Raw genomic sequence first — 23,664 nt, 5'->3', positions numbered from 1 at the left:
TCCCTGTGAGCAACATCATCGCATCGTTGGAGAAGGTCATACTGCCCATTGCCGTCAAGCTGGGCAAACAGCCTCATGTCAACGCCATCAAGAACGGCTTTATCAAGATGATGCCCCTGACACTGGTCGGGGCCATGTTCGTACTGATCAACAACGTGTTCCTGAGCTTTGGCGAAGGATCCTTCTTCTACTCCATCGGTGTGCGGCTCGATCCTGCCACCATCGCCACCCTGGACGGCCTCAAAAGCATCGGTGGCAACGTCTATAACGGCACTCTGGGGATCATGTCCCTGATGGCCCCCTTCTTTATCGGTCTGGCGCTGGCCGAAGAGCGCAAGAGCGATCCCCTGGCATCGGGCCTGCTCTCGGTAGCGGCCTTTATGACCGTCACCCCGTTCAGCGTGGGCGACGCCTATGCGGTGGGCGCCAACTGGCTGGGCGGAGCCAACATCATTTCCGGCATGCTGATCGGTATCGTCGTGGCCGAGATGTTCGCCTTTATCGTCCGTCGCAACTGGGTGATCACCCTGCCTGACAGCGTGCCGGCCTCGGTCTCCCGCTCGTTCTCCGCGCTCATTCCGGGCTTTATCATCCTCTCCATCATGGGGGTCATCTCCTATCTGCTGAACGATGCGGGTACCAACTTCCACCAGCTGATCATGGACAGCATCGCCAAGCCGCTGTCCAATATGAGCGGTCTGGTCGGCTGGGTCTATGTGGTGTTCTCCTCCTTCCTCTGGTTCTTCGGGGTACACGGCATGCTGGCGCTCACCGCGCTGGAATCCGGCATTCTGTTCCCCTTCGCCCTGGAAAACGTCGCCCTCTACAACCAGTACGGCTCGGTTGAAGCGGCGCTGGAGGCAGGCAAACAGTTCCACTTCTGGGCCAAACCGATCACCGACTCCTTCGTCTTCCTCGGCGGCACCGGTGCCACCCTTGGCCTTATCCTGGCCATCTTTATGGTCTCCCGTCGCGATGACTACCGTCAGGTGGCCAAGCTGGGCCTGCCCTCCGGCCTGTTCCAGATCAACGAGCCCATCCTGTTCGGCTTGCCGGTCATCATGAACCCCATCCTGCTGGTGCCCTTCATTCTGGTGCACCCGGTACTGATGGGGATCACCATGGCGGCCTACTACGCCGGGATCATCCCGCCCATCACCAACATTGCGCCATGGACCATGCCAACCGGCCTGGGTGCCTTCTTCAACACCAACGGCAGCGTGGCCGCCTTCTGTCTGGCGATATTCAACCTGGGGGTCGCGACCATGATGTATATCCCCTTCGTGTTGATTGCCAACAAGGCGCAGAACGTCATCGATGAAGAAGAGGAGAGCGAAGAGGATATCGCTCTGGCTCTGAAGTTCTGATAACCGCCATTCCAATGACAGCAAGGGAGGAGCAAAACTCCTCCCCTAACAGCCTGGAGAAGTAACCCATGCAGTATCGTTTTCCGGATAACTTCTGGTGGGGCAGCGCCAGCTCTGCCCCGCAGATGGAAGGCGCCGCCAACCGCGGCGGCAAATCCGCCAACATCTTTGACTACTGGTTCTCCATCGAGCCCGAGCGTTTCCACAACGGGGTTGGCCCGACCGATACCTCCACCTTCTATGACAACTTCGAGAGCGACATCAAGCTGCTCAAACAGCTGGGGCACAACAGTTTTCGCACCTCCATCTCCTGGTCACGGCTGATCCCGGACGGGGTGGGCGAAATCAACCAGGAGGCGGTCAGCTTCTACAACGCCCTCTTTGACCGACTGCTGGCCGAGGGGATCACCCCGCTTATCAACCTCTACCACTTCGACATGCCGATGTGCATGCAGGAGCGTGGCGGCTGGGAGAGCCGGGAAGTGGTGGCCGCCTATGTGCGCTACGCCACCCGCTGCTTCGACCTGTTTGGCGGTCGCATCAAGCACTGGTTCACCTTCAACGAACCGATCGTGCCGGTCGAGTGTGGCTACCTTGGCCACTACCACTACCCCTGTGTGGTCGATTTTGGCCGGGCGGCCACCGTCGCCTACCACACCGCGCTGGCCCATGCCGGTGCCGTGCAGGCCTATCGCGCCTGCCAGCATGATGGCGAGATAGGCATCATCCTCAATCTGAGCCCGACCTATCCCCGCTCGCAGGATCCGGCAGATATCGCCGCCTCCCGCATCGCGGATCTGCTGCTCAACAAGAGCTTCCTCGATCCGGCCCTGAAGGGGAGCTATGACCCCGAGCTGGTCGCCCTGCTGGCGCAGTACGACTTGCTGCCGCAGATCGAAGAGGGTGACAAGGCACTGCTCGCCGCCGGCAAAGTGGATATCCTCGGCATCAACTACTACCAGCCGCGCCGGGTCAAGGCCAAAGAGGTGGCCTGGCAGGGTGTGCCGCGCACGCCGGAAGATCTGTTCGACTACTACGAAATGCCGGGCCGCAAGATGAACCCTCACCGCGGCTGGGAGATTTACGAAAAAGGGATCTACGACATCCTCACCGACCTGCGGGTCAACTACGGCAACCTCCCCTGCTACATCTCGGAGAACGGCATGGGGGTCGAAGGGGAAGAGCGCTTTATCGGTCCCGAGGGACGGGTGGAGGATGACTACCGCATCCAGTTCATTCGCGAGCACCTCGAGTGGCTGCATCGCGCACTGGAAGAGGGCAGCGCCTGTCGCGGCTATCACCTGTGGACCTTTATCGACAACTGGTCGTGGCTCAACGCCTACAAGAACCGTTACGGCTTCGTCCGCCTCGATCTGGAGAGCCAGCAACGCACCATCAAGAAGAGCGGCTACTGGTTTGCCGAGGTCGCGCGCAACCATGGTTTTAATTAACGCATTTACGTAAGGAACGACACATGTTCGATCTGGACAACATCACTGAAGAGGCCGCCACCTGCAACGATCTGGAAGAGGTGGTAATGGGGCTCATCATCAACTCCGGGCAGGCCCGCAGTCTCGCCTACACCGCGCTGAAAAAGGCCAAGGAGGGGGATCTGGCCGCCGCTCACCAGCTGATGGCCCAATCCCGCGAGGCGCTCAATGCCGCCCATCTGGTGCAGACCCAGCTGATCGAGGGCGATCAGGGGGAAGGCAAGATCCCGGTCACCCTGGTGCTGGTCCATGCCCAGGATCACCTGATGACCTCCATGCTGGCCCGTGAGCTGATCAGCGAGCTGATCGAGCTGCACGAAAAGCTGCAGAACCAGTAACCTCCGGACGGGGCGAGAGGCCCCGTCATCGGCCCGCAGATCAGGAAGCGACTCATGAGCGTCAAGACAATCCGGGAATCCGAACTGTTTAACAACAAACCGTTCCACATGTTCATCTACAACAAACAGGTGAGCGGAACCGGTTTGCACCAGCATGACTATTACGAGTTCACCCTGGTTTTGACCGGCCGCTATTACCAGGAGGTCAACGGCAAGCGGGTACTGCTGGAGCGGGGGGACGTGGTGTTTATCCCGCTCGGCTCCCGCCATCAGAGCTTCTACGAGTTCGGCACCACCCGCATCTTCAACGTCGGGATCACCCGTACCTATTTTGACGAGCACTTCAAATACCTGCTGCCGGAACACTTCGTCGCCTCACAGGCCTATGCGCTCAAGAGCGAGTTCCTCAGCTATATCGAGTCGGTACTGGTCTCCCCGGGCTTTCGGGAAGAGGCTCTGACCGAATTTCTCGAAGTGGTGACCTACGCGGTGATGAACCGGCTGCGTCACTACAAGGACACCTCCGCCAGCGATGATCTTCCGCTCTGGCTCCACGAAACCGTGGAGCGGATGCACGATCGCCCCCTCTTTGCCGAGGATGCGCTGGCCAACATGGTCTCCCTCTGTGGCAAGAGCCAGGAGTATCTGACTAGGGCCACCCGGCGTTACTACAACAAGACGCCGATGCAGATCATCAACGAGATCCGGATCAACTACGCCAAGATGCAGCTGGAGGTGACCAACAACTCGGTGGCCGATATCGCCTTCGAGACCGGCTACAACGACGTCAGCCTCTTTATCAAAAACTTCAAGAAGCTGACCTCGTTTACCCCGGGCAGTTACCGCAAATATCTCTATCCGAAATTCGAAAGTTCAGCCTGAAACCAGCGAGTTGCTGACCTAAACAACCCGGTTCAAGAGAACCAACCCATTGTCACCAGCCCCTGCCACAGAGGGCTGCGGCCCCTCTCACCCTGATGACAGAGCGGCCACCATCAAACCGATAAAGATCGATGAAGAGGGATTTATGAGCGAGAAGATCAAGGTAGTCACCATAGGCGGCGGCAGCAGCTACACCCCCGAGCTGGTCGATGGTTTCATCAAGCGCTACGCCGAGCTGCCCATCAGCGAGCTGTGGCTGGTGGATATCCCCGCTGGCGAAGAGAAACTGAACATCATCTTCGATCTCTGCCAGCGGATGATCCGCCAGGCGGGCATCCCCATGACCCTGCACAAGACCCTGGATCGCCGCGAGGCACTGGTGGGCGCCCACTTCGTCACTACTCAGCTGCGGGTCGGCCAGTTGCAGGCGCGGGAGAAGGATGAGCGCATCCCCTTGAGCCACGGCATGCTGGGGCAGGAGACCAACGGTGCAGGCGGCCTGTTTAAAGGGCTGCGCACCATTCCGGTCATCTTCGACATCATCCGCGACGTCGAAGAGCTTTGCCCGGATGCCTGGCTGATCAACTTCACCAATCCGGCCGGCATGGTGACCGAAGCGGTGCGCCGTCATACCAACTTCCGCCGCTTTATCGGGGTGTGCAACATTCCGGTCGGCATGCAGATGTTTGTGCGCGATGCCCTCCAGCTCACCGAGCGGGATCACCTCTCGATGGATCTGTTTGGCCTCAACCATCTGGTCTTTATCGGCGATGTGCTGGTCAACGGCGAATCCCGCTTTGACGAGCTGCTGGAAGGGGTCGCCGATGGCAGCCTGACCCGCGCCAGCTCGGTCAAGAACATCTTCGATCTGCCGTTCGATCCCGGTTTTATCCGCGGCTTGCGCCTGCTCCCCTGCTCCTACCTGCGTTACTACTTCAAGGAGAAAGAGATGCTGGGGATCGAGATGGGCGAGTTCTACAAGGGCGGTGCCCGGGCTCAAGTGGTGCAGCAGGTCGAGAAGAAGCTGTTCGAGCTCTACCAGAACCCCGAGCTGTGCGAAAAGCCCAAGGAGCTGGAGCTGCGTGGCGGCGCCTACTACTCCGATGCAGCCTGCGAAGTGATCAGCGCCATCCATAACGACAAGCAGAGCGAGCACTACGTCATCGTGCCCCATCAGGGCCATGTCACCAATATCCCGGCCGACTGGACGGTGGAGATGAGCTGCCTGATCGGGCGTGACGGTGCCATCCCCCACCCGCGTCTCACCCGCTTTGACGACAAGGTGAACGGGCTGGTGCACCTCATCAAGAGCTTCGAGATCGCCGCCGCCAAGGCAGCCATCAGTGGCAACTTTGATGACCTGCTGCTGGCGATGAACCTCAACCCGCTGATCCACTCCGACAACGATGCCCGCATCGTCGCCCGCGAGCTGCTGCTGGCCCACCGCGAACACCTGCCCAACTTCGCCGCCGCCATCGACGCCCTCGCCTGAGGCCAGCACGCCCCGCCTGACCACAGGCGGGGCGCTTAACCGCAAGGGAACCCTCATGAGCAAGAGATTGATCATCAACGCCGACGATTTCGGCCTCTGTCGCGCCCAGAACTACGGCATCATAGAGGCGTTCGAGCACGGGGTCGTCAGCTCCACCACTGCGATTGTCACCTCCCCCGCCATCGACCATGCCGCCTGGCTGGCCAAACGCTTCCCCGAGCTGCCAGTCGGGCTGCACTTTATGCTCAGCTGGGGAAAACCGCTCACCCCGCTCACTTCACTGGTGAACGAGCAAGGTGAACTCAACAAGGGGATCTGGCACAAGAGCGAGGCGAGCGAGCTGGATCTGGCCGAGATATCCGGCGAGCTGGCGAGTCAGTATCAGCGCTTTGTCGAGATCTTCGGCCAGCAGCCGACCCATATCGACAGCCACCACCATGTTCATATGTTGCCGACTATCTACCCGCTGGTGGAGGCCTTCGCCAAAGCGCATGGCCTACCCCTTCGCATCGACCGGGGCGAAATCGCCCGCCACGGTCTGACCGTTAACCACCCGCAGAGCTGCGATCGGTTCGACGACCGCTTCTACGGCGCACAGCTGACCCAGGCCAACCTGCTGCAACTGCTCGATGAAGCCAGTGAACAGGGGGCCCATTCGCTCGAGGTCATGTGCCACCCCTCCTTTATCGATCTGGAGATGCAGGGCAGCTCCTACTGCCAACCCCGCCTCAACGAACTGGCCATCCTGACCGATCCGGCCCTGCCCGCTCTTATCACCGAGCGCGGTTACCACCTTGCCAGCTATCGGGATTGGCGATCTTAAGCTCAGTAAACAGACCGTTAGCTGCCGGGGAAACGAAAGAAGCAGGCAAGCGTGTGCGCCAGCAAGTCAGAAGGCCCCTCGGGGCCTTCGTCTTTGGTCGCTGCATTTTCCGAACAATATCCGCCCTGAATATCCTGAAAATGACGCTATTTCCCGCTTGAGGTGACCCGCTCAATAGAGCTTTTTCTGTGGGGGGCCTGCGAAGTTAAGGGGGCCAATGCCTTGCATCTTCACTTCGATCAGCGCCGGCCCCTTCAGGGCACAAGCCTGCGCAATGGCTTGTTCAAAGCCCGCCAAATCGGACACTTGCCAACTGGCCAGCCCGATAGATTGACCCAGGGCCCTGAAATCCGGGGTGTGCAGCTGATTAAAGTACTGACGGCCACCAAAATAGTGGTTCTGGATGCCGCGCATCACCCCATAGCCCCCGTCGTTCATCACCAGCAGGACCAGGTTGGTTTGCTCTTGCACCATAGTGGCCAGCTCGCCAACCCCCAGCATCAAGCCGCCATCCCCTACCAGGCCCACCACCTTGCGCGTCGGGTTCGCTATAGCAGTGCCGATCGCCATACTCAGCCCCATGCCGATCGCCCCCGCCAGGGAGTGAATATTAGTATTCGGTGCCCAGATGGGAAACAAACGACTACCCCAGGTACTGCCAGACATGGTGATGTCACGCACCAGAATCGCATCTTGAGGCAGGGCCTGGCGCAGTTGGCCACAGAGGGTGGCATAGGGGCCAAGTTGCTCGGTGAGCGCGGCAATGGCACTGCCTTTGGCCTCACTGATCGCCTGATCAAACGCTCGATTGACCTTGGTTTCCCCCTGCAAGCTGTCGCGCAGCGCCGCCAGTACCACCTTGGCATCGCCGCACACGAAGTGATCACTGGCGTAGTTGCGCGACGCCGCGCCGGGGTGAGCATCCACCTGATAAAGGGGACGGGGCAACGTCAGGCTATAGGTGCGGGTTTCATTGCTGCGCAGCCGTGAGCCGACCACAATAGCCAGATCGCACTGCGCCATCAGGGCTTCCACCGCCGCCGCGTTATGAAACGCCCCCAGGCTGCGCGGATGCTCATCTGACAAGATGCCGCGGCCATGGGTCGAGGAGATCACCGCGACCCCGAGATCGGCCAGGGCCAAGACCTCCTCATGGCACGCGAGCGCGCCACCGCCGACCCACAGCAGCGGCTGCCTGGCCGTTTTCAGGGCGGCGACCAGCTTTGCCAGATCCGGCGCAGCCGGTGCGGGAAGCTGCAGGGGGGCGATCGGGCCGAGCTCGGCGGGCAGGGTGATCTGCGCGGCCTGCACATCGATGGGGATCTCGACACTCACCGGCCCCATGGGGACTGTTGTCGCAATGCGGATGGCATCAAGCAGCACTCCCACCGCCTGCTCCGGGCTGTTGATCCGAAAAGCCGCCTTACTGCTGGCTTTGAGAAATGTCAGCTGATCCCGGGTCTCATGGATAAAACTGGCATCCCGATCAAGGTATTCCCGCTCGACCTGACCGGTGAGATGCAGTAGCGGGCTCCCGGCGTTGAGCGCCTCCAGCAAGCCTCCCACCCCGTTACCTGCCCCGGCACCGGTACTGGTGATGGCCACCCCCAAGCCGCTAAAGCGTCCGTGTGCATCGGCCATGGTGACCGCCCCCGCCTCTCCTCTTGCCGCCACAAACCGGATCCGCTCCCGTCGCCCGATGGCATCGGCGATGGGCAAATTGTGGATAGAGATGACCCCATAAACCGAGCCAACCCCATGGGCTTCCAATACTCTGGCGATGGCTTCGCCCACATTGACTTGATTGCTCATGACCTTTCCTTACTCTGTTCAGTGGTTGGCCCGGTTAGTTGCACCAGGGATTGGGTTGATCGCCAAGGCCCAGATAGACACTCTTCTGCTGCATGTATGCGAACACGCCCTGACGCCCCTTTTCCCGGCCAAGCCCGCTCTCTTTGAAACCGCCGAAGGGAGCCGAGACGGAGAATTTTTTGTAGGTATTGATCCAGACAGTGCCCACCTCGAGCCTGCGCGCCAACGCCCAGGCCCGGCGAAAATCTTCACTCCAGATCCCGGCGGCCAAACCAAACACACTGTCGTTGGCCTGTTGCAACAACTGCGCGTCGTCCGCGAAAGGCAGCACCACCAGCACAGGGCCGAAGATCTCCTCCTGACACACCCGGGCTTGATTGGAGAGACCGGTAATAATGGTGGGTGGATAGAAACTGCCCTTGGCATATTCAGCGCCGGTCAGGCGAGCACCGCCGCACAACACCTGCCCCCCTTCCGCCTTGGCCAACGCCACATACTCATCGACTGACTGCAGATGGGATTCACTGATCAGCGGCCCTATGTGTATCCCCGGCTGCTCAGGGTGGCCAATTCGCAGCTCCCGGGTCAACGCCAGCAAGCGGGTGAGAAACGCTTCATATAACGACTGATGCACAAACAGCCGCGCCCCTGCGATGCAGGCCTGCCCTGCCGAGCTGAAGATGCCATATACCACCCCTTTGGCAGCCAACTCGAGGTTCGCATCCGCCAGCACTATGGTCGGTGACTTGCCGCCAAGCTCCAGCGAGGTGGGGATGAGCTTGTCGGCAGCGATATGGGCCAGCCGTCGCCCGGTATTGGTACCGCCCGTGAACGAGATCTTTTTAACCAGCGGATGGCGAGCCAGCGCCTCACCAACGATGGAACCCCGTCCCGGCAACACGCTCAATAACCCCTTGGGCAACCCCGCCTCTTCAAAGATACGGGCCAGCGCCAGTGCCGCCAGCGGAGTGGCATCGGCCGGCTTGAGCAGCACCGCATTGCCCCCCGCCAGAGCAGGGGCAATCTTCTGCATCTCGCTGGCGATGGGGGAGTTCCACGGGGTGATCGCGGCCACGACGCCTAACGGCTCATGGACGCTGAGGGTCATGAAGTCCGGCGATCTCGGAGTTGGCAACTGCTCATCGAGGGTCTCGCAGACGGCCGCAAAGTAGCGGGCCGTACCGGCGGCACTGGCGACCAGCCCACGGGTCTCCTGCAGCGGCTTGCCGTTGTCTCTGGTTTGCAGCCGCGCCAGCTCTTCACTGCGCAGTTCGATAAGATCCGCGACCCGATAGAGCACTGCGGCCCGTTGGTGGGGCAGGCTATGGCGCCAGGAGGGATCACGCCAGGCCCGCTCGGCCGCCTCGACGGCCTCTGCCACATCCTCCACGCTGACAGTACTGATCTGATCATTGATGCTGCCATCGGCAGGAAAATAGCTGGTGCTCACCGGGCCACGCCCCTGGCGCCATTCACCCGCGATATAGATAGGTTTCACCATGTTGCTGCTCCTTAAATAACCAAGCTGTCGCTACATTGGCGACAGGCACGCACCACGCTCAGTGCAGCCAGCGTGGAGGTTTTCGGATTGGCCTCCAGCGGGAAACCGCTCATGGCGATATCGAGTTCACCAAACCGACCACACGCTTTGATTTGGTGCTGGTTGCGCCCAATCGTCGGGTCGACAACCAGTTCAACCTGAGTACGATCCATGCCCAACCCGGCCAGCGCGATGGTGGCAGCCACGTTGGCATTAGCAGGAAACAGCATGGCCGCCTCCCGGGCTGACCCGCGAAAGAAAGTTGTCGGTTCAGAGATCCGGGCCAGATCGATCAATCGCTCGGCATAACTCCCTCGCCAACTCTGGGGACTCTTGCGCCCCTGATAGGTGACTGACTCCAGCCCCCCCTCGCGGGCGGCGGCCAGACCATCGATCCCGGCGATGGCTCCGGCGAGCACCAGCATGGTGCCGCCCCCCTGACGGGCGGCCTCCCGCAGTTGCCGGGTGAGGGTCTCATCGGCCAGCGCGCCCACCGAGATGAGCCCCAGCGTCCAACCCCGGGTCAATATCGCCGCCCCGTGCTCACGCACGGCAGCCTGCCCAGCACACTCCACCACCAGATCCGGGCTTGCCGTACACTCTTCAATCCGGCTCAGCACCGTCACGGCGGGTCCCAACTCGGCTTGCACCAGTGCCACGCTGGCCGGGGGCACCACGACCCATTTCAGCATCAGATCCTCAGGCAGCAGCGTCATCACCTCACGGGCCATGGCACCAAAGCCCACCATCATCAGTTGTTTCATCATCTCTCCTAGAGGTGCCTGTTAAAGCCACCCGAGACATCGAGCGCTGCCCCGGTGGTATAGGCCGCCAGTGGCGAGGCCAAAAAAATCAGCGCACGGGCAGGCTCTTCGGGTTTGCCCAACCGTCCCATGGGTATGCCCCTGCGTGCAGCGATCCCCTGTGTCCACTCCTCCCAACTCAGCTGTTGCTCGCTGCGTTCGGCAAAGCGGCGACGCCACTGCTCCGACTCCACCATGCCGAGCAAGATGGAATTAACCCGGATCCCCTTGGCGGCAAACTCATGAGCCAATGAGTGGGTCAGGTTTAACAGGGCGGCCCGAGCGGCCGAGGTCGCAATCATGTGTGGCTCTGGCTGTAATGCCAGCAACGAATTGACATTGGTGATGGAGGGGCATGGCGAGCGCGTCAGCTGATCCAAAAAAGCCTTGATGGGATAGATGACACTGAATGTTTTCAGCCGGCTCTCTGCCAACCACTGCTCATCGTCGGTCTGCTCAAAGTTGGAGACACGTCCCTGACCGGCGTTGTTGATCAACATGTCGGTACCGCCAAAACGGGCCTCGACCGCCGCAGCAAAGGCCGTCACCGCCTCTTTATCGAGTACATCGCACGGGTAAGCCATGCAGTTGTCCTCGGGAAAGCTGGCCAACATCTCGGCCAGCGAGGTAGCCAAACGCTCGGTATTGCGCCCACACCAGGCAACTCTTGCCCCCTCGGCCAGTAACAACCGCACGGTTTCCAGCCCGATCCCCGATGAGCCGCCCGTTACCACGGCTACCTTGCCTTTCACGTTAAAACTCACGGTTATCCCCCTCGATTGGTTAATAAAGCGACCAGTTGCACCACGGCCCGGCTAAACGCCGCAGGTTGATCGATATAGCTGGCGTGACCCGCCCCCGGCAGAGGCTCGCAATGAGCCTTGCCATGCCCGGCAGCCAGGGCCAGCACCCCTACGGGTGGCGTAATGACATCCTCTTCGCCATAGATCACCCCGATCGGAGCGGGATAGCGCGCCAGATAATCACGAATATCGTCATAGGCCAGCAGATAGGAAGCAGCCTCGAAGCCCACCTGGGTCAACCCGGTCATGCTGTTGGCAACCAGTGCCAACTGGGCCTTGCTTGCGCTGGGGCCCAGCAGCACAGGGCCACGGGCGGCCGCAAGCCCAGCGTGGCCCAGGGTGCGCAACATCTCGGGGCGCTTGCGATGGATCTGCTCCCGCATCTCAGGTTCGTCCCGGCCATAACCCTGTGCGGGATTGGCCAACAGCAGCCCCCTGACGCTATCGGGTTGTTCACTGGCATAAGCTGCGGCCACCATGGCCCCCAACGAATGCCCCAGCAACAGCGGTTGCTCCAGCTCAAGGGCAATGATCAACTGATGCAGCACTCTGGCATACGCCCGGGCGTCCGGAGTTGAACCTGGCAGCGGGTCACTCTGGCCATAGCCGGGCATATCCCACGCCACCAGGGTGAACTGCGCAGCCAACTGCTCCAATTGGCACACCCAGGAGCCGGAGCCGGAGCTGATCCCATGCAGTAACAGCAACACGGGCCCCTGCCCAACCCGACGATAGGCCAACTGACGCCCGGCCAGCATCGTCCGTTGCAACGGGAAGTCAGTGAGACGAGCGACCAGATCGCCCATCATGAGACCCGCTTGATCTTGGATAACGGGTGGGTGTCCGGGTAGGTGGGCGTGGTCGGCTTGCTGGCCCCCAGCATCACGCACATCAGTGCATCCTCCTCACCATGGTTCAGCAGACCACGATAAATTCCCGGCGGAATGGAGATAAGATCCCGCTCATTAAGTTGGGTCTCAAATTTTTCCCCTTCGAACTCGACGAACAGGGTTATCGAGCCACGCAGCATGAAAAACACCTCTTCGACATCGTCATGGAGATGCAGCGGCCCTTCACACTGGGCAGGCAGCACCATGGTAGAGAAAGTGAAATGCTCGGAGGGGACGGTATTGCTGTCGCTCTGTACCCCTGTGGCCCCCGTGCCCATATAACGCATCTGGGCACGGCGATATTTAGGGTCATAATCAGCCTGGAATTTCAGGGCATCGAAGTCATAGCGACGGGTGCTAAAGCGGGCGATGCGACTATCCAGCCACTCTCCCAGACTCTTGTCAGCGGGTTTATTCCAGGTGGCAAATTTCGCGTTCATAGTGCGTTTCCTCTCAGTGGTTATTGCTCAGTTTCAGATAAAGAGCGCCCCTTCCGCGACAACGGAATAAGCAGCCAGTCAGGTCAGGATCAGTACTTTTTAACGAGGGGGAGCAGCAGCAGCGAACCGAGCACGGCCACCCACACCAGGAACATCAGTCCCAGATTGAAGTCTCCGCTCCGGGTCACTATGTAGCCCATCAATACCGGGGCGGCAGATCCGGCGAAGTTGCCAAAGCCGTTGAAAATCCCCCCCGCCGTCGCACTCACTTCTGACGGCGTGAGCCGGGCCAGCAAGGCGAACACGGCTGACACACCAAAACCCCAGCTCATAGTGCTCACCGACAGAGCCAGGATCGCCAGCACAGCGTCATGAAGCTGCAATACCAGATAGAGCGCACATCCGGCGAGAAACAGACCGGCAAATACCTGTACCGCCCGCTTGCCTGTTTTATCAGAGAGGAAGGCGCCCGCTATCTCCCCAAACAGCATGGCGATGAAGGGCAGTGACGAAAGTGCGCCGAAGGAGGCAAGATCCACCCCTTTCTCTTCGATAAGGTAACTGGGCAACCAGCCGTTCACGCCCCAGAGATAGGTCAACAAGGCGGCATTAAAGAGACAGAGGGCCCAAAACGAGGGGGACTTGCACAATTGCTGACTATTGTGAAAGTGCTGCAGCCAGGTCACCCGCTTCTTCGGCGAACCATCAGCACTGCCACTGTTCAGTGAGACCCCCTTCAGACCCCAGTAGACCACCATCAAGGTCGCCAGCGTCAACCCGGCCATCACGAAGAAGGTCATCTGCCAACCGTAGCGATGGAGGATAAAGGCGGTAATGGGGAAGCCGAGCGCAGCGCCTATCGGAGTGCCCAGCAGAAACATGGTACTGGCCCTGGCCTGCTGCCCCGAGTTGTAACACTGTTTGACGATGCTATAAGCCAGCGCAAACAGCGGGCCTTCGGCAATCCCTAGCAGAACACGCAACACCAGCAGTTGTTCATAACTGGTCGCCATGCCCATCATGGCCATCAATATTCCCCAGGAGGCCACGCCTGTCAGCAGGCAGGTTCGCGGGTTGATGATGTCGCCGATAAAGCTCAGGCAGACAGATGAGAGGCCATACGCCAGCAAGAAACTGCTCATCAACCAGCCCAGCCTGGTCTTGTCAGCCCCGATGCCCATTGCATTCTGAAACACCGGGTCCGAGAACAGCACTGCAATACTGATCTTGTCAAAGAAGGCCAGTACCACACACACCATGAGTACGACGGAGATAGACCATTGCCGCAACAGGCTCACAGGGGCTGGTTTATCGGTCATCAGCAGGGTTTCTTTTATGGTTTCCATACTTGTTTAACCTTGTCGTCCTGTTACGGTTTCAGCGTCATCAGATTGACTGTGATGTCAGCCAGTTGTCCGGCAGGCAGCAGAGTCCCCCCCTTGAGCCATCGTTTGCCAAGTTTCATCAACCTGGCGTCATTGACCGTCACCATGGACTCCAGCCGCCCTTCTGCATCCAGATAGATAAATGAACGCTGATGTTCCCCGTAGTAGCGCTCAACCAGGCGGCTGGCGTGATTGGCCGGAGTGCCCAATATCTGGATATTGCAGTCATATTGATCCGACCAAATCCAGAGTGCCTCCCGATACTCGCAAGGCTCACCCAGCATCGACTTGGCCACGCTGATGGCCTGATTCTGGGCATTGGCCCAAGACTGCACGCACATACCCAGCGTGGGGTGCACGGCCACATCCCCCGCGGCATAAATATCCGGGTGGGATGTCCTGCCGAACTCATCGACCAGCAGGCCATTATTAACGGCCAACCCCGCATCGCGGCCCAGCTCGGAGGCTATTTCCGCCCCGGCCCCCACCACTACGGCGTCCACCTCCTGCAGCAACTGACCCTCTCGCAGCAGTCGGACTGCCCCACCGTCGGTCACCACCAGATCAATGGCGCCACACGCCAGCTGAACGTCAACCCCCTGCTCCTGGTGCAGCTTCATAAGAAACGCCGACAGCTCGGGCCTCACACTGCGGGCACACAACCGGCTTGCCTGTTCGAACAGGCTCACAGCTACCCCGTTGGTTCGCGCCGTCGCAGCCACCTCCAGGCCAATCCATCCGCCACCCAAAATGGCCAGACGCTTGCCGGGCAGCAGTCGCTCACGCAGACGGATGGCATCTTCGACGGTGCGCAGGGTAAAGACGTGGGGCAACCCCAACCAGTCTCGCACCGGAACACGGGCCCGGCTGCCGGTGGCGATCAGCAGTTTGTCGTAGGCCAGAGTCACCCCGTTAGCCAGGCTTACCTGCCGCTGCTGCGGGTTGATGGCCGTTGCCAGCACAGGTTTGTGCCAATCGATATCCATGGCGGTAATCGCCTCGTCGGAAAAGAGTTGCAACGCCGCCGGGGCCATAGTCCCCGCCAATACCTGTTTGGAGAGGGGGGGGCGCTCATAGAACACCTGCTCCTCGGCAGAGATCACCGACAAACGCCCCTGATAGCCCTGTTGCCTCAGGGTGTGTGCAGCCCAGGCCCCAGCCTGCCCTGCACCGATGATCACAATCCGGCTGATGGTTGGATGCATGGCTCAGACCTCCTGCTTGAGCTGCCGCCGGGTACGGCTGTCGAGACCGCCCTCGATCGCCCACTCGGTAAAGAGCTCCAGACGATGTTCCATGGTGCGGGGCTGCCACTCCTGGGTCAGATAATCATCGTTGGTGTAGTACTCGAACGCCCCGCCCAGTGGGCTATTGACATACCAGAAGTAGGCCGACGAAATTGGGTGACGACCCGGACCAATAAAGGTGGACCAGCCATGTCGATTCATCGCCATGCCAGCGCCAATCACCTCGTGGATATCGCGCACCGTGAAAGCCACATGATTGAGCCCCGCCGGCTTACCCGGCACATGCAACAGGAAGAGATCATGGTGGTGCCCCTCCGCGGCACAGCGCATGAAGGCCCCCTTGCCCTGATAGCAGTCAGAGAGATGGAAACCGAGTCGATCACGGTAAAATGCTTCTGTGCGGGCAAGGTCAGGGGTAAAAAACACCACATGTCCGATCCCGATGGGTTCGCCACGCTCATAGACAGGGCTGGCCTCATTGATCCGGCGAATATCCCCATGCTGATTAATCGGCGTCACCCGTAACTCGACCGGTCGCTGCGCACTCAATTGAAAACTCAGGGTCATGCCATTGGGGTCCTGGCAACTCAGACGCCCTTCCTCGCTTCGCAATGACGGATGCCCCGCCAGCCGCTCGGCCAGTTGCGCCAGACACCCCGGGCTAGCCACGCCCCAAACTACCTCGCGCAGCGTCGAGCCGCTCTCGAAGGCCGCCGGCAAACGGGGGTCATCCACCTCGAACAGATAGACCCGACTCTGATTCAGCGTCAGGAAGAGATCCGCCCCGGCGATATCACTGCTGGCCCGGCGCAACCCGAAATCAGCAAGAAACGCGGCTGCCTTGGCTCTGTCGATCACCCCGAACTTCAGGGTTTCAATTCCAGTAATCTTCATGCTCACACTCTCTTAATTGGGATGTCATCCGCTCAGTTGAAGACAAAACCGCCGTTAACCGGCAGGTTCTGACCCGTGACAAAGGAAGCGAGATCAGACAACAGATAGAGCACGGTGCCGTTTACATCCTCAGGCACCTGCGGCCGGTTGATGGCCCGCCCGTCGACATAGTGCTGATGACGCGATGCAGGGACATAGGTGGTCGCCTCAACCTGCGTCAGGCCAGGACTGATCGCGTTGACGCAGATGTTGTACTCCCCCAGCTCGCGAGCCATGGAGCGGGTCATTGCCAGCAAGGCCCCTTTACTGGCCACGTATGCCATTAATCTGGGGGCCCCCCACAATGCGGTGTCGGACGCGATATTCACCACCTTGCCGGCACCGGACACCTTGAGATAAGGCACTACCGCCCGGGTCATCAGCCAACTGCCACGGACATTGACCTGCATGACGCGATCCCACACCGCCACATCCAGCGCCAGCATGTCGACGCCACCAATACCGGTCGCGATGGCACCGCAATTGACCAGCCCGTCGAGCCCGCCCAGTAGCTGAGCTGCATCATGGGCGCAGCGGGCAATGGAGTCCGGATCAGCCAAGTCCAATGACAGGCCATGTGCCATACATCCCTCGGCAGACAGCGCCCTGGCACCGGCTAACACCTGCTCGGCAAGAATGTCCGCCATCACCACACTGGCACCCGCCGCGCAGGCGGCCCTTGCAAACTCCAGCCCCAGCCCTCTGGCCGCTCCGGTGATCAGCAATCGTTTGCCCGACAGCAACCTAGACATCGCTCACAGCCTCTTCCCTGACTTGCAAGCGGGCCAGTTGCTGCTCTGCCATCTTCTTCATCAATCTGCGCAGCCGCGACAACCCCACATCATGCTGATAAAGAAACTCGTGTTCGCGGGCATCGGGGGCCATCTGTTCAAGGATCACCCGGTCTTGCTCCAGCACATCCCAGTGCAACTTTTCCAGATGGTTGCGATAGAGGAAGCGCCACACATTGCGCTGCCAACCGCTGACCTTGCGTGCGCGCCAGAAGAATACCCGGGTGTGGTGCTCATCCACCGGGGTCGCGAAACCGACAATCCAGAACTCGCCGCCCGGCCCAAACTGCGGACGATAGGGGATCGACAGGCGCAACCAGAAAGTTCCGCTGCTGCCAAATTCCACCCAGTCGAAGTTGACACCACTTTGGCCGGTTTTCTCGAAGATGAATCCCTGTTCCGTGTTGCGAGCACGCATATCAGCACTCTTGTCCCCTTCGGCCATGGAGTGGGAAGTGCAATGCAGGTAGCTGCCATGCATGGGATCCATCACGTTATCCACCGCATAGCGGTAGTTGACCGCCCAATCGGCTTGACAGAGGAAGTGGCTCCACTCCTCACTTTCCAACTGTTCCGGCAGCACCAGCTCTGCGGGTGTGCTCTCCGCTTCCAGGCCAAACCACAGAAAGATAGCGCCGTGCTTCTCGATGACCGGATAAGAGCGCAGGCACTTGCTGCCAGTCATGGGACAGGCATCGACCGCCGGCACATCGGTCACCACGCCCGCGCCATTTACCTCCACGCCGTGATACCAGCAAGCCACCCGATCCCCCAGATTCCAACCCAGCGAGAGCCGGGCTCCCCGGTGAGGGCAACGATCTTCAAGCGCGTTGACCTTCCCCTTGGTATCGCGCCACAGCACGATATGTTCACCAAGACGCGTGATACCTACCGGATTGCTGCTCACTTCCCAACTGGATACCACCGGATACCAGAGATCCTTGAGACCCAAATTCAGGTGATGCTCCAGTGCACTTTGTTGCTTCATCGTGTTCTCCTCGCTATCTGCAGTGGGCCGCTCAGTAACCGAGGCGGGCCATCTCATCCTGAAAATTGGTACAACTCCACGGATCGCCCGCCTCATTGCGCAGTCCAGACCGATTGAGGGTCTCTACAAGGGACTCCAGTTCGGTAATGCCCTCGGCAAAGGCCTTCTCCAGTTGACTCACCAGCGCCAGCTCATAAGCGGTCGGCTCGCGGTAGCGGTTCTGCCATATCAGGTTGACCGTCTTGCCCGGGATCTGAATGTTGTTTTGCCCGGCCTCAGCACTGGGCTCCTTATTGAGCCAAGCGGCCAGTTTGGGATTGAAATTCTCCATTCACTGCTTCCTCGTCATGCCATGTGAAGGAGTACGTCGTCGCCTTCGACGCGTACCTCGTAGGTGTTCAAATCGCGGCAACCCGGGCCGCTTTGCAGCTTGCCGGTGGGTATATCGAAAATGGCCTCATGCAGCGGGCACTCAACCGTGCGCCCTTCCACGAACCCCTCACTCAGCAGGGCGTAGGCATGAGGGCAGATATCCTCGATGGCATGAAGCTGCCCCTCGATCATGAATATCCCAACCGCTTTCCCCTCGACATTGAGCGCCAGATGCTCCCCATCCGATATCGCACTCAATTTACAAACCGGCATCCAACTCATCTCGCCTCCGAAAAATTCACTATAGAAACATTTTTTCGTATGCAAACACGTTAATCGCCAAGAGCAACCCATGTCAATGAGTTGTGTACTTTTTGTTACCATCACCACCAAAGCCTCCTCCATGAAGTGCCACGATAACGCTCATCGACCCTCTGTTGAGGGGTCGCCAGAACGGAAATGGGTCAGTGCAGCTGAGCGCAACAGGCAACTGGGTTTGATTATCCGATTGAATTTGATGATTAATTTTTGATGTTTGAGAAGGGCGCTACGCTCTGCCACCATCGACGCAGGTTGGCGACAGTCAGCCATGAACATGGCCCCAAGGCATCAGCAGCTATCCAGTGGCGGGAACAAGATTTAACAATCTGACCAAGTTGCGTTATTGCTGGCCTGATGTTCGAGCAGCAAAGGCTCGGTAGTACACTGGGTGGCAAAGAAAGGAGGGGGGATAAACCGGGAGTTGCAAATCATGCAACAAGCCATGCGCTTGCGCATGGCGTTACAAAAAGAGCGCTATTTTTCAGGGATTACCGTTATTCAAACTGAGTGTGCGCGACAGATCGTGCGCAGCATGGATCACCTTATCCCGAATGCGTCCTTCAAACTCCTCTCGGGGAAAACTTTGCAGGGGGCAGCTGACAGAAACCGATGCGATCATGCGGCCGTCACTTAACCGATTTATCGGTGCCGCACAGGCAGCCATCACGGGATTGTAATAGCCCCAGCTGATCAGCGCCGGTTGTCCCCGTACCTCAGCCATGCAAGCCAGCAGTGACTCAATGCTGTTCGGGGTTCCCTCGGTGTAGGTGGACCATTGATAATCACGATATAGCTCGATAATGGCCTCATCAGACAAGTCAGAAAGCAGCAACTGACCGGTGACGGTTGCATGGGCTGGCCATCGGGTGCCCACTCCTACCGTGCTGGTAAACGGCCCTTTCGCCTGATAACGATCGACAAAGACTATGTCTGTCCCCTGACGGATCACCAAATGGCACGCAATGGTAATATCGTCCCGCAAGCGCTGCATGATAGGCCGCGATGGCTCCAGTAAATCCAGCCCCGAGAGATAGGTAAATCCCAAATCCAGCACCCTGGAAGTCAAGCTATAGCGTCTGGACCCATCTGCCTTATACAAAAAGCCACAGGTTTCCAGGGTATAGATAATACGGAAAGCACTGGAACGATTGACATCAATGACTTCGGCAAGCTCTGACACGCTTAATTCTCTTCGCTCTTCGCTAAATGCCTGAAGCGCTCTCAGTCCCCTTACCAAGCCTGGCACTGTATATCTGTCATCTGTCTCCATATATCTCCCTGAAGTACCTGACATTTTGTTAATTAATGGGAAAATTTGACCATGGTAGGGGGGGAACGTCAATCAATGACCCTCTTTCTCCATCAAATGGCAGGAGACAGTCAACATCCGCACCGCAGGCGAGAAGCTGACGAGAGTCTATGAGCGGAGCAACAGGATGACGACTCAGGGCTCAAACATGGATGCAGACAACTCAGCCTCAGAGAAGAGACGCTCATCGAGTAGTTAGAGATGAGAGAGATAGCCGTCATCCTGCTCCAAGTCACAAGATGCGGGGACGCTTTGACGGCATCCCATTTGCGACCAGGAGTACTGTCGAGCAAGACTACACGGCACAGATACAAAAAAGCCCAAGCGGGTGACCGCTTGGGCTTTCTCTTTGAATATGGCGGAGGAGGTGGGATTTGAACCCACGGATGGTCGCCCATCGCCGGTTTTCAAGACCGGTGCATTCAGCCGCTCTGCCACCCCTCCGAACGGCGTGCATACTACGCTAAGCCCTTGTTCATATGCAATACATATTTCCTGTGGGATAGTGTGCGGGAGCAAAATGGCAGGTGGCTTGAAATTGTTCCTCGTCATCCCTATTTGTTCTACATACAATGCGTAAACATGCAGTAACAAACAGCGATCACGAGGCGGCTGCTCGCCGTCTCACCCGGACATCAAGAGGACACCCAAGATGGATACCCGTTCTATCTACACTGGCACCCAAAGTGCCGTACGCGATACCAACAAGGTGCTGCGTAACACCTATATGCTGCTCTCCCTCACTCTGGGCTTCTCTGCCGTAGTGGCGGGCATCGCGACCGTAATGAACATGCCGCCGCTGCACTGGGCCATCTTCCTCATCGGCGTATACGGTCTGATGTTCCTGACCGAGAAGAACCGCAACAACGGCATGGGGCTGGTCTTCACCTTCGCCCTGACCGGTCTGCTGGGCTATAGCCTGGGCCCCATCATCAACATGTATATGAATAATGGTGGTGGCGAGATCGTGATGACCGCCCTTGGCGGCACCGCGCTCACCTTCTTCGGTCTGTCGGCCTATGCCCTGACCACCAAGCGTGACCTCTCTTTCATTGGCGGCATGCTGTTCGTCGGTTTCTGGGTACTGCTGGTGGCCATGATTGCCAACATCTTCCTGCAGATGAGCGCCCTGAGCCTGGCTCTGTCCGCCATGTTCATGCTCTTCTCCTCCGGTGCCATCCTGCTGACTACCCAGCAGATCGTGCGCGGCGGCGAGACCAACTACATCTCTGCCACCGTCACCCTGTATGTCTCCATCTACAACATCTTCCTGAGCTTGCTGAGCCTGCTTGGCGGCAACCGCAACTAATCAGAAACCCCGCTTCGGCGGGGTTTTTATTGGCTCCTCTTTCTGTCAGGATAAGTTGTAAATCAAGGATATGAAGCGAAGTGGCCCTGATTTGGATCAGGGCCACTTCACGCTTGGCGGGTTACTATCTCGCTCTCGTTTCGATCAAGGGTTTCACCTGTCTCATGCCGATGGATCTCTCTGGCCTGCTGCGCCGACTGCTGACCGATAGTCACATCTACTTCGCCCTCAAGGTGCTGCTGGCCATTCTCGGTCTGCTCGCCTTCACCCTGGCCACCGGCAATATCCAGCTCACCGTGCTGCTCTCCCTCGGGGTCGTGGCGGGTGCCATTGCCGAAACCGACGACAGCCTGTGGGGACGCCTTAAAAACCTCGCCATGACGCTGATTTGCTTCATTTTTGCGTCCCTGTGCGTGCAGTATCTCTACCCCACCCCCTGGCTGTTTGCCATTGGGCTCGCCAGCTCCACCTTTATCTTTGTGATGGTGGGGGCCCTCGGTGCCCGCTACGCCACCATCAGCTTTGGCTCGCTGCTGATCGCCATCTACACCATGCTGGGGGCCGCCAAGGCGCCGGATCTCTTCTACCAGCCGCTGGCACTCGGCGCCGGCGCCCTCTGGTACGGGCTGGTCTCGTTTATCTGGCTCTGGCTGCTGCCCTACAAGACCCTGCACGAGCAACTGGCCCAGAGCTACTTCGCCCTTGGCCGCTACCTGCTGGAAAAGTCCCGCTTCTTCCCGGCGGACGAGCACGGCGCCCAGGCCATTCGCCACAATCTGGCCCAGCTCAACATCAATCTGGTGAGCGCGCTGACCCTCACCAAGTCGGCCCTCAACGCCCGCCTGAGCCGCCGCCATCCGGCGAGCCCCGAGCTGGCCAGCCTGCTGCGCCTCTATCTTCTGGCGCTGGAGATTCACGAGCGCGCCACCTCCAGCCACTATCCCTACAGCCGGTTGGAAGCGGAGCTCAAGCAAGGCATCGTACTGGAAGGATTTCAGGAGGTGTTCCTGCAACTCTCCGAGGCATGCCAGCGGCTCGGTTACGCCATTCTGGTGCACAAGCCCTACGCCCATAACAAGCGCATCCACTGGACGCTGGAGGCCCTCGGCGATCAGCTGGAGTTCACCAATCTCAAGCAGCACTACCCGAAAACCCTGCTGACGCCGATGAAATTCCTGCGCCGCAATCTGGCCAGCATCAACCAGTTGCTGGGCAGCGCCGAAGTGCTGCAAAACCCCGAGCAGCCGGAGCAGGATCTGCCAGCGCTGGCGCGCCCCCTCCGCCTGCCGCTGCTAGCCCAGCTCAAGCAGCACCTCACCTTGCACTCCATGGTGTTTCGCCACGCGCTGCGTTTGTCGCTCGGACTGGTGATCGGCTACGGCATACTGCAAACCTTTGATATGGATAAGGGCTACTGGATTTTGCTGACCGTGCTGTTTGTCTGCCAGCCCAGCTACAGCGCCACCCGCCGCCGACTGGTGCAGCGGATGCTCGGCACCTTCGCCGGCATACTGGTGGGCATTCCGGTGCTCTGGCTGTTTCCCGAGCTGCACGTCCAGCTGGTGGTGATGGGGCTGGCCGCTTTCCTCTTCTTTACCCAGGTGCGCAACAACTACAGCGCCGCGGTCTGCTTTATCACCCTCTACGTGCTGATGGCGTTCAATCTGCTCGATGGCATCGGCTTTGCCATTCTCGGGCCACGGCTGCTCGATACCCTGCTCGGCTGCCTGATCTCTTACGGGCTGGTGGCCTGGCTCTGGCCGGACTGGCAGTACAAGCGGCTGCCGACGCTTATCGCCAATTCGCTCTCGGCCAACGCCCGCTACCTCTCAGCGGTGCTGGCGAGCCTCAAGCAGCAGCGAGACGAGTCCATCGACTATCGGGTGGCGCGCAAGAGCGCCCATCTGGCAGACAGCGAGCTGGCCACCGCCTGGCAGAGCATGCTGGTGGAGCCGCAAAAGCGCCGCCGCTTCCTCGATCTCTGCTTTACCCTCACCTGGCGCAACCATGCCCTGCTCTCCTACATTTCGGCGCTGGGGGCCCATCGCGACAAGCTGGAGGCCATCAGCGGGCTGGATGAGGTGCGCCACCACATCTGCCACACCCTGGAGCAGGCCGCCGGACATCTGGCGGGCAACCCCTCCAGTTCCATCGGTGGTCAGTGCCCGGTGATAAGTCCGGACAGCAGCGAGGAGCAGCTGATGCTGACCCAGCAGCTCAACCTGATCAGCGAGCTGGCGGATCAGCTGCTGCATCTGGCCAACGAGAGTCGGTTGCTCACCGGGGATCAAGGCGCTACCATGCCCGCCCAATCCTGATAGCCCCATTA

General features: G+C 59.4%; 22 protein-coding genes and 1 tRNA gene. 8 read left to right on the top strand and 15 right to left on the bottom strand.

Translation table 11 applies throughout. The features are described from left to right. Positions 1-5 precede the first annotated feature (5 nt). The 6 genes from chbC to chbG all read left to right on the top strand — a co-directional run bounded on the left by chbC (position 6) and on the right by chbG (position 6,392). A complete protein-coding gene (chbC, locus tag G5171_RS03270; protein WP_005347544.1) occupies positions 6-1,367 on the top strand; it encodes a PTS N,N'-diacetylchitobiose transporter subunit IIC in 1,362 nt (453 codons plus the stop codon). 68 nt (positions 1,368-1,435) lie between these two features. Beyond that, positions 1,436-2,818, top strand: coding sequence for a glycoside hydrolase family 1 protein (locus G5171_RS03265; protein ID WP_421259820.1), 1,383 nt, complete (start codon positions 1,436-1,438; stop codon positions 2,816-2,818). Between the two features lie 23 nt (positions 2,819-2,841). After that, positions 2,842-3,195, top strand: coding sequence for a PTS N,N'-diacetylchitobiose transporter subunit IIA (chbA, locus tag G5171_RS03260; protein WP_216978312.1), 354 nt, complete (start codon positions 2,842-2,844; stop codon positions 3,193-3,195). Between the two features lie 54 nt (positions 3,196-3,249). Further along, positions 3,250-4,077: a transcriptional regulator ChbR gene (gene chbR, locus G5171_RS03255; protein ID WP_216978311.1), complete on the top strand. Its 828-nt coding sequence runs from the start codon at positions 3,250-3,252 to the stop codon at positions 4,075-4,077. Between the two features lie 145 nt (positions 4,078-4,222). After that, positions 4,223-5,569 carry a 6-phospho-beta-glucosidase gene (locus G5171_RS03250; protein ID WP_216978310.1) on the top strand — a complete coding sequence of 449 codons (1,347 nt, stop codon included), beginning with the start codon at positions 4,223-4,225 and terminating at the stop codon, positions 5,567-5,569. Between the two features lie 55 nt (positions 5,570-5,624). Then, a complete protein-coding gene (chbG, locus tag G5171_RS03245; protein ID WP_337072363.1) occupies positions 5,625-6,392 on the top strand; it encodes a chitin disaccharide deacetylase in 768 nt (255 codons plus the stop codon). A gap of 171 nt (positions 6,393-6,563) precedes the next feature. Here the strand turns inward: chbG and G5171_RS03240 are convergent, their stop codons facing one another. The 15 genes from G5171_RS03240 to G5171_RS03170 form a co-directional block, all read right to left on the bottom strand. Continuing rightward, positions 6,564-8,204 (bottom strand): thiamine pyrophosphate-binding protein, encoded by a 1,641-nt coding sequence (locus G5171_RS03240; RefSeq protein ID WP_421259819.1) that lies wholly within the window; start codon positions 8,202-8,204, stop codon positions 6,564-6,566. 34 nt (positions 8,205-8,238) lie between these two features. Continuing rightward, on the bottom strand, positions 8,239-9,705 hold the full coding sequence (locus tag G5171_RS03235; protein ID WP_421259818.1) for an aldehyde dehydrogenase: 1,467 nt from the start codon (positions 9,703-9,705) through the stop codon (positions 8,239-8,241). Positions 9,706-9,716: 11 nt separating this feature from the next. After that, positions 9,717-10,508: an aspartate dehydrogenase gene (locus tag G5171_RS03230; RefSeq protein WP_216980279.1), complete on the bottom strand. Its 792-nt coding sequence runs from the start codon at positions 10,506-10,508 to the stop codon at positions 9,717-9,719. Between the two features lie 8 nt (positions 10,509-10,516). Continuing rightward, positions 10,517-11,311, bottom strand: a complete 795-nt coding sequence (locus tag G5171_RS03225; protein ID WP_216978307.1) for an SDR family oxidoreductase — start codon at positions 11,309-11,311, stop codon at positions 10,517-10,519. 2 nt (positions 11,312-11,313) lie between these two features. Next, entirely contained in the window at positions 11,314-12,159 is an 846-nt protein-coding gene (locus G5171_RS03220) for an alpha/beta fold hydrolase (protein ID WP_216978306.1), read from the bottom strand. Continuing rightward, positions 12,156-12,680, bottom strand: coding sequence for a cupin domain-containing protein (locus G5171_RS03215; RefSeq protein WP_005347566.1), 525 nt, complete (start codon positions 12,678-12,680; stop codon positions 12,156-12,158). The genes G5171_RS03220 and G5171_RS03215 overlap by 4 nt, the downstream gene beginning before the upstream one ends. 89 nt (positions 12,681-12,769) lie before the next feature. Continuing rightward, the gene (locus tag G5171_RS03210) at positions 12,770-14,026 is read right to left on the bottom strand and encodes an MFS transporter (RefSeq protein ID WP_005347567.1); all 1,257 of its coding nucleotides are present in this window, start codon (positions 14,024-14,026) and stop codon (positions 12,770-12,772) included. A 23-nt stretch (positions 14,027-14,049) separates the two neighbouring features. Continuing rightward, positions 14,050-15,270, bottom strand: a complete 1,221-nt coding sequence (locus tag G5171_RS03205) for an NAD(P)/FAD-dependent oxidoreductase (protein ID WP_421244323.1) — start codon at positions 15,268-15,270, stop codon at positions 14,050-14,052. A gap of 3 nt (positions 15,271-15,273) precedes the next feature. Beyond that, a complete protein-coding gene (locus G5171_RS03200; protein WP_421259817.1) occupies positions 15,274-16,206 on the bottom strand; it encodes a VOC family protein in 933 nt (310 codons plus the stop codon). Positions 16,207-16,238: 32 nt separating this feature from the next. Further along, positions 16,239-16,997 carry an SDR family oxidoreductase gene (locus G5171_RS03195; protein ID WP_005347570.1) on the bottom strand — a complete coding sequence of 253 codons (759 nt, stop codon included), beginning with the start codon at positions 16,995-16,997 and terminating at the stop codon, positions 16,239-16,241. Beyond that, positions 16,990-18,024: an aromatic ring-hydroxylating oxygenase subunit alpha gene (locus tag G5171_RS03190; protein WP_236348889.1), complete on the bottom strand. Its 1,035-nt coding sequence runs from the start codon at positions 18,022-18,024 to the stop codon at positions 16,990-16,992. The genes G5171_RS03195 and G5171_RS03190 overlap by 8 nt, the downstream gene beginning before the upstream one ends. 31 nt (positions 18,025-18,055) lie before the next feature. After that, positions 18,056-18,355: a recombinase-like helix-turn-helix domain-containing protein gene (locus G5171_RS03185; protein WP_005347574.1), complete on the bottom strand. Its 300-nt coding sequence runs from the start codon at positions 18,353-18,355 to the stop codon at positions 18,056-18,058. A 14-nt stretch (positions 18,356-18,369) separates the two neighbouring features. Continuing rightward, a complete protein-coding gene (locus G5171_RS03180) occupies positions 18,370-18,669 on the bottom strand; it encodes a non-heme iron oxygenase ferredoxin subunit (protein ID WP_421259879.1) in 300 nt (99 codons plus the stop codon). A gap of 529 nt (positions 18,670-19,198) precedes the next feature. Continuing rightward, positions 19,199-19,987 (bottom strand): IclR family transcriptional regulator, encoded by a 789-nt coding sequence (locus G5171_RS03175; RefSeq protein WP_005347578.1) that lies wholly within the window; start codon positions 19,985-19,987, stop codon positions 19,199-19,201. Positions 19,988-20,382: 395 nt separating this feature from the next. Beyond that, positions 20,383-20,470 (bottom strand) — tRNA-Ser (locus G5171_RS03170). A 208-nt stretch (positions 20,471-20,678) separates the two neighbouring features. On the opposite strand from G5171_RS03170, the gene G5171_RS03165 reads away from it, so the two are divergent. Both G5171_RS03165 and yccS read left to right on the top strand, forming a co-directional pair. After that, positions 20,679-21,335, top strand: coding sequence for a Bax inhibitor-1/YccA family protein (locus tag G5171_RS03165; protein ID WP_227342215.1), 657 nt, complete (start codon positions 20,679-20,681; stop codon positions 21,333-21,335). Positions 21,336-21,499: 164 nt separating this feature from the next. Continuing rightward, positions 21,500-23,653 (top strand): YccS family putative transporter, encoded by a 2,154-nt coding sequence (gene yccS, locus G5171_RS03160; RefSeq protein ID WP_421259816.1) that lies wholly within the window; start codon positions 21,500-21,502, stop codon positions 23,651-23,653. Positions 23,654-23,664: the final 11 nt, after the last annotated feature.

It is taken from the genome of Aeromonas sp. 600774 (assembly GCF_049175075.1).
Lineage (GTDB): Bacteria > Pseudomonadota > Gammaproteobacteria > Enterobacterales > Aeromonadaceae > Aeromonas > Aeromonas veronii_A.
The sequence above is the reverse complement of the archived record's forward strand: the minus strand, read 5'-3'. Positions and strand labels throughout refer to the sequence as shown.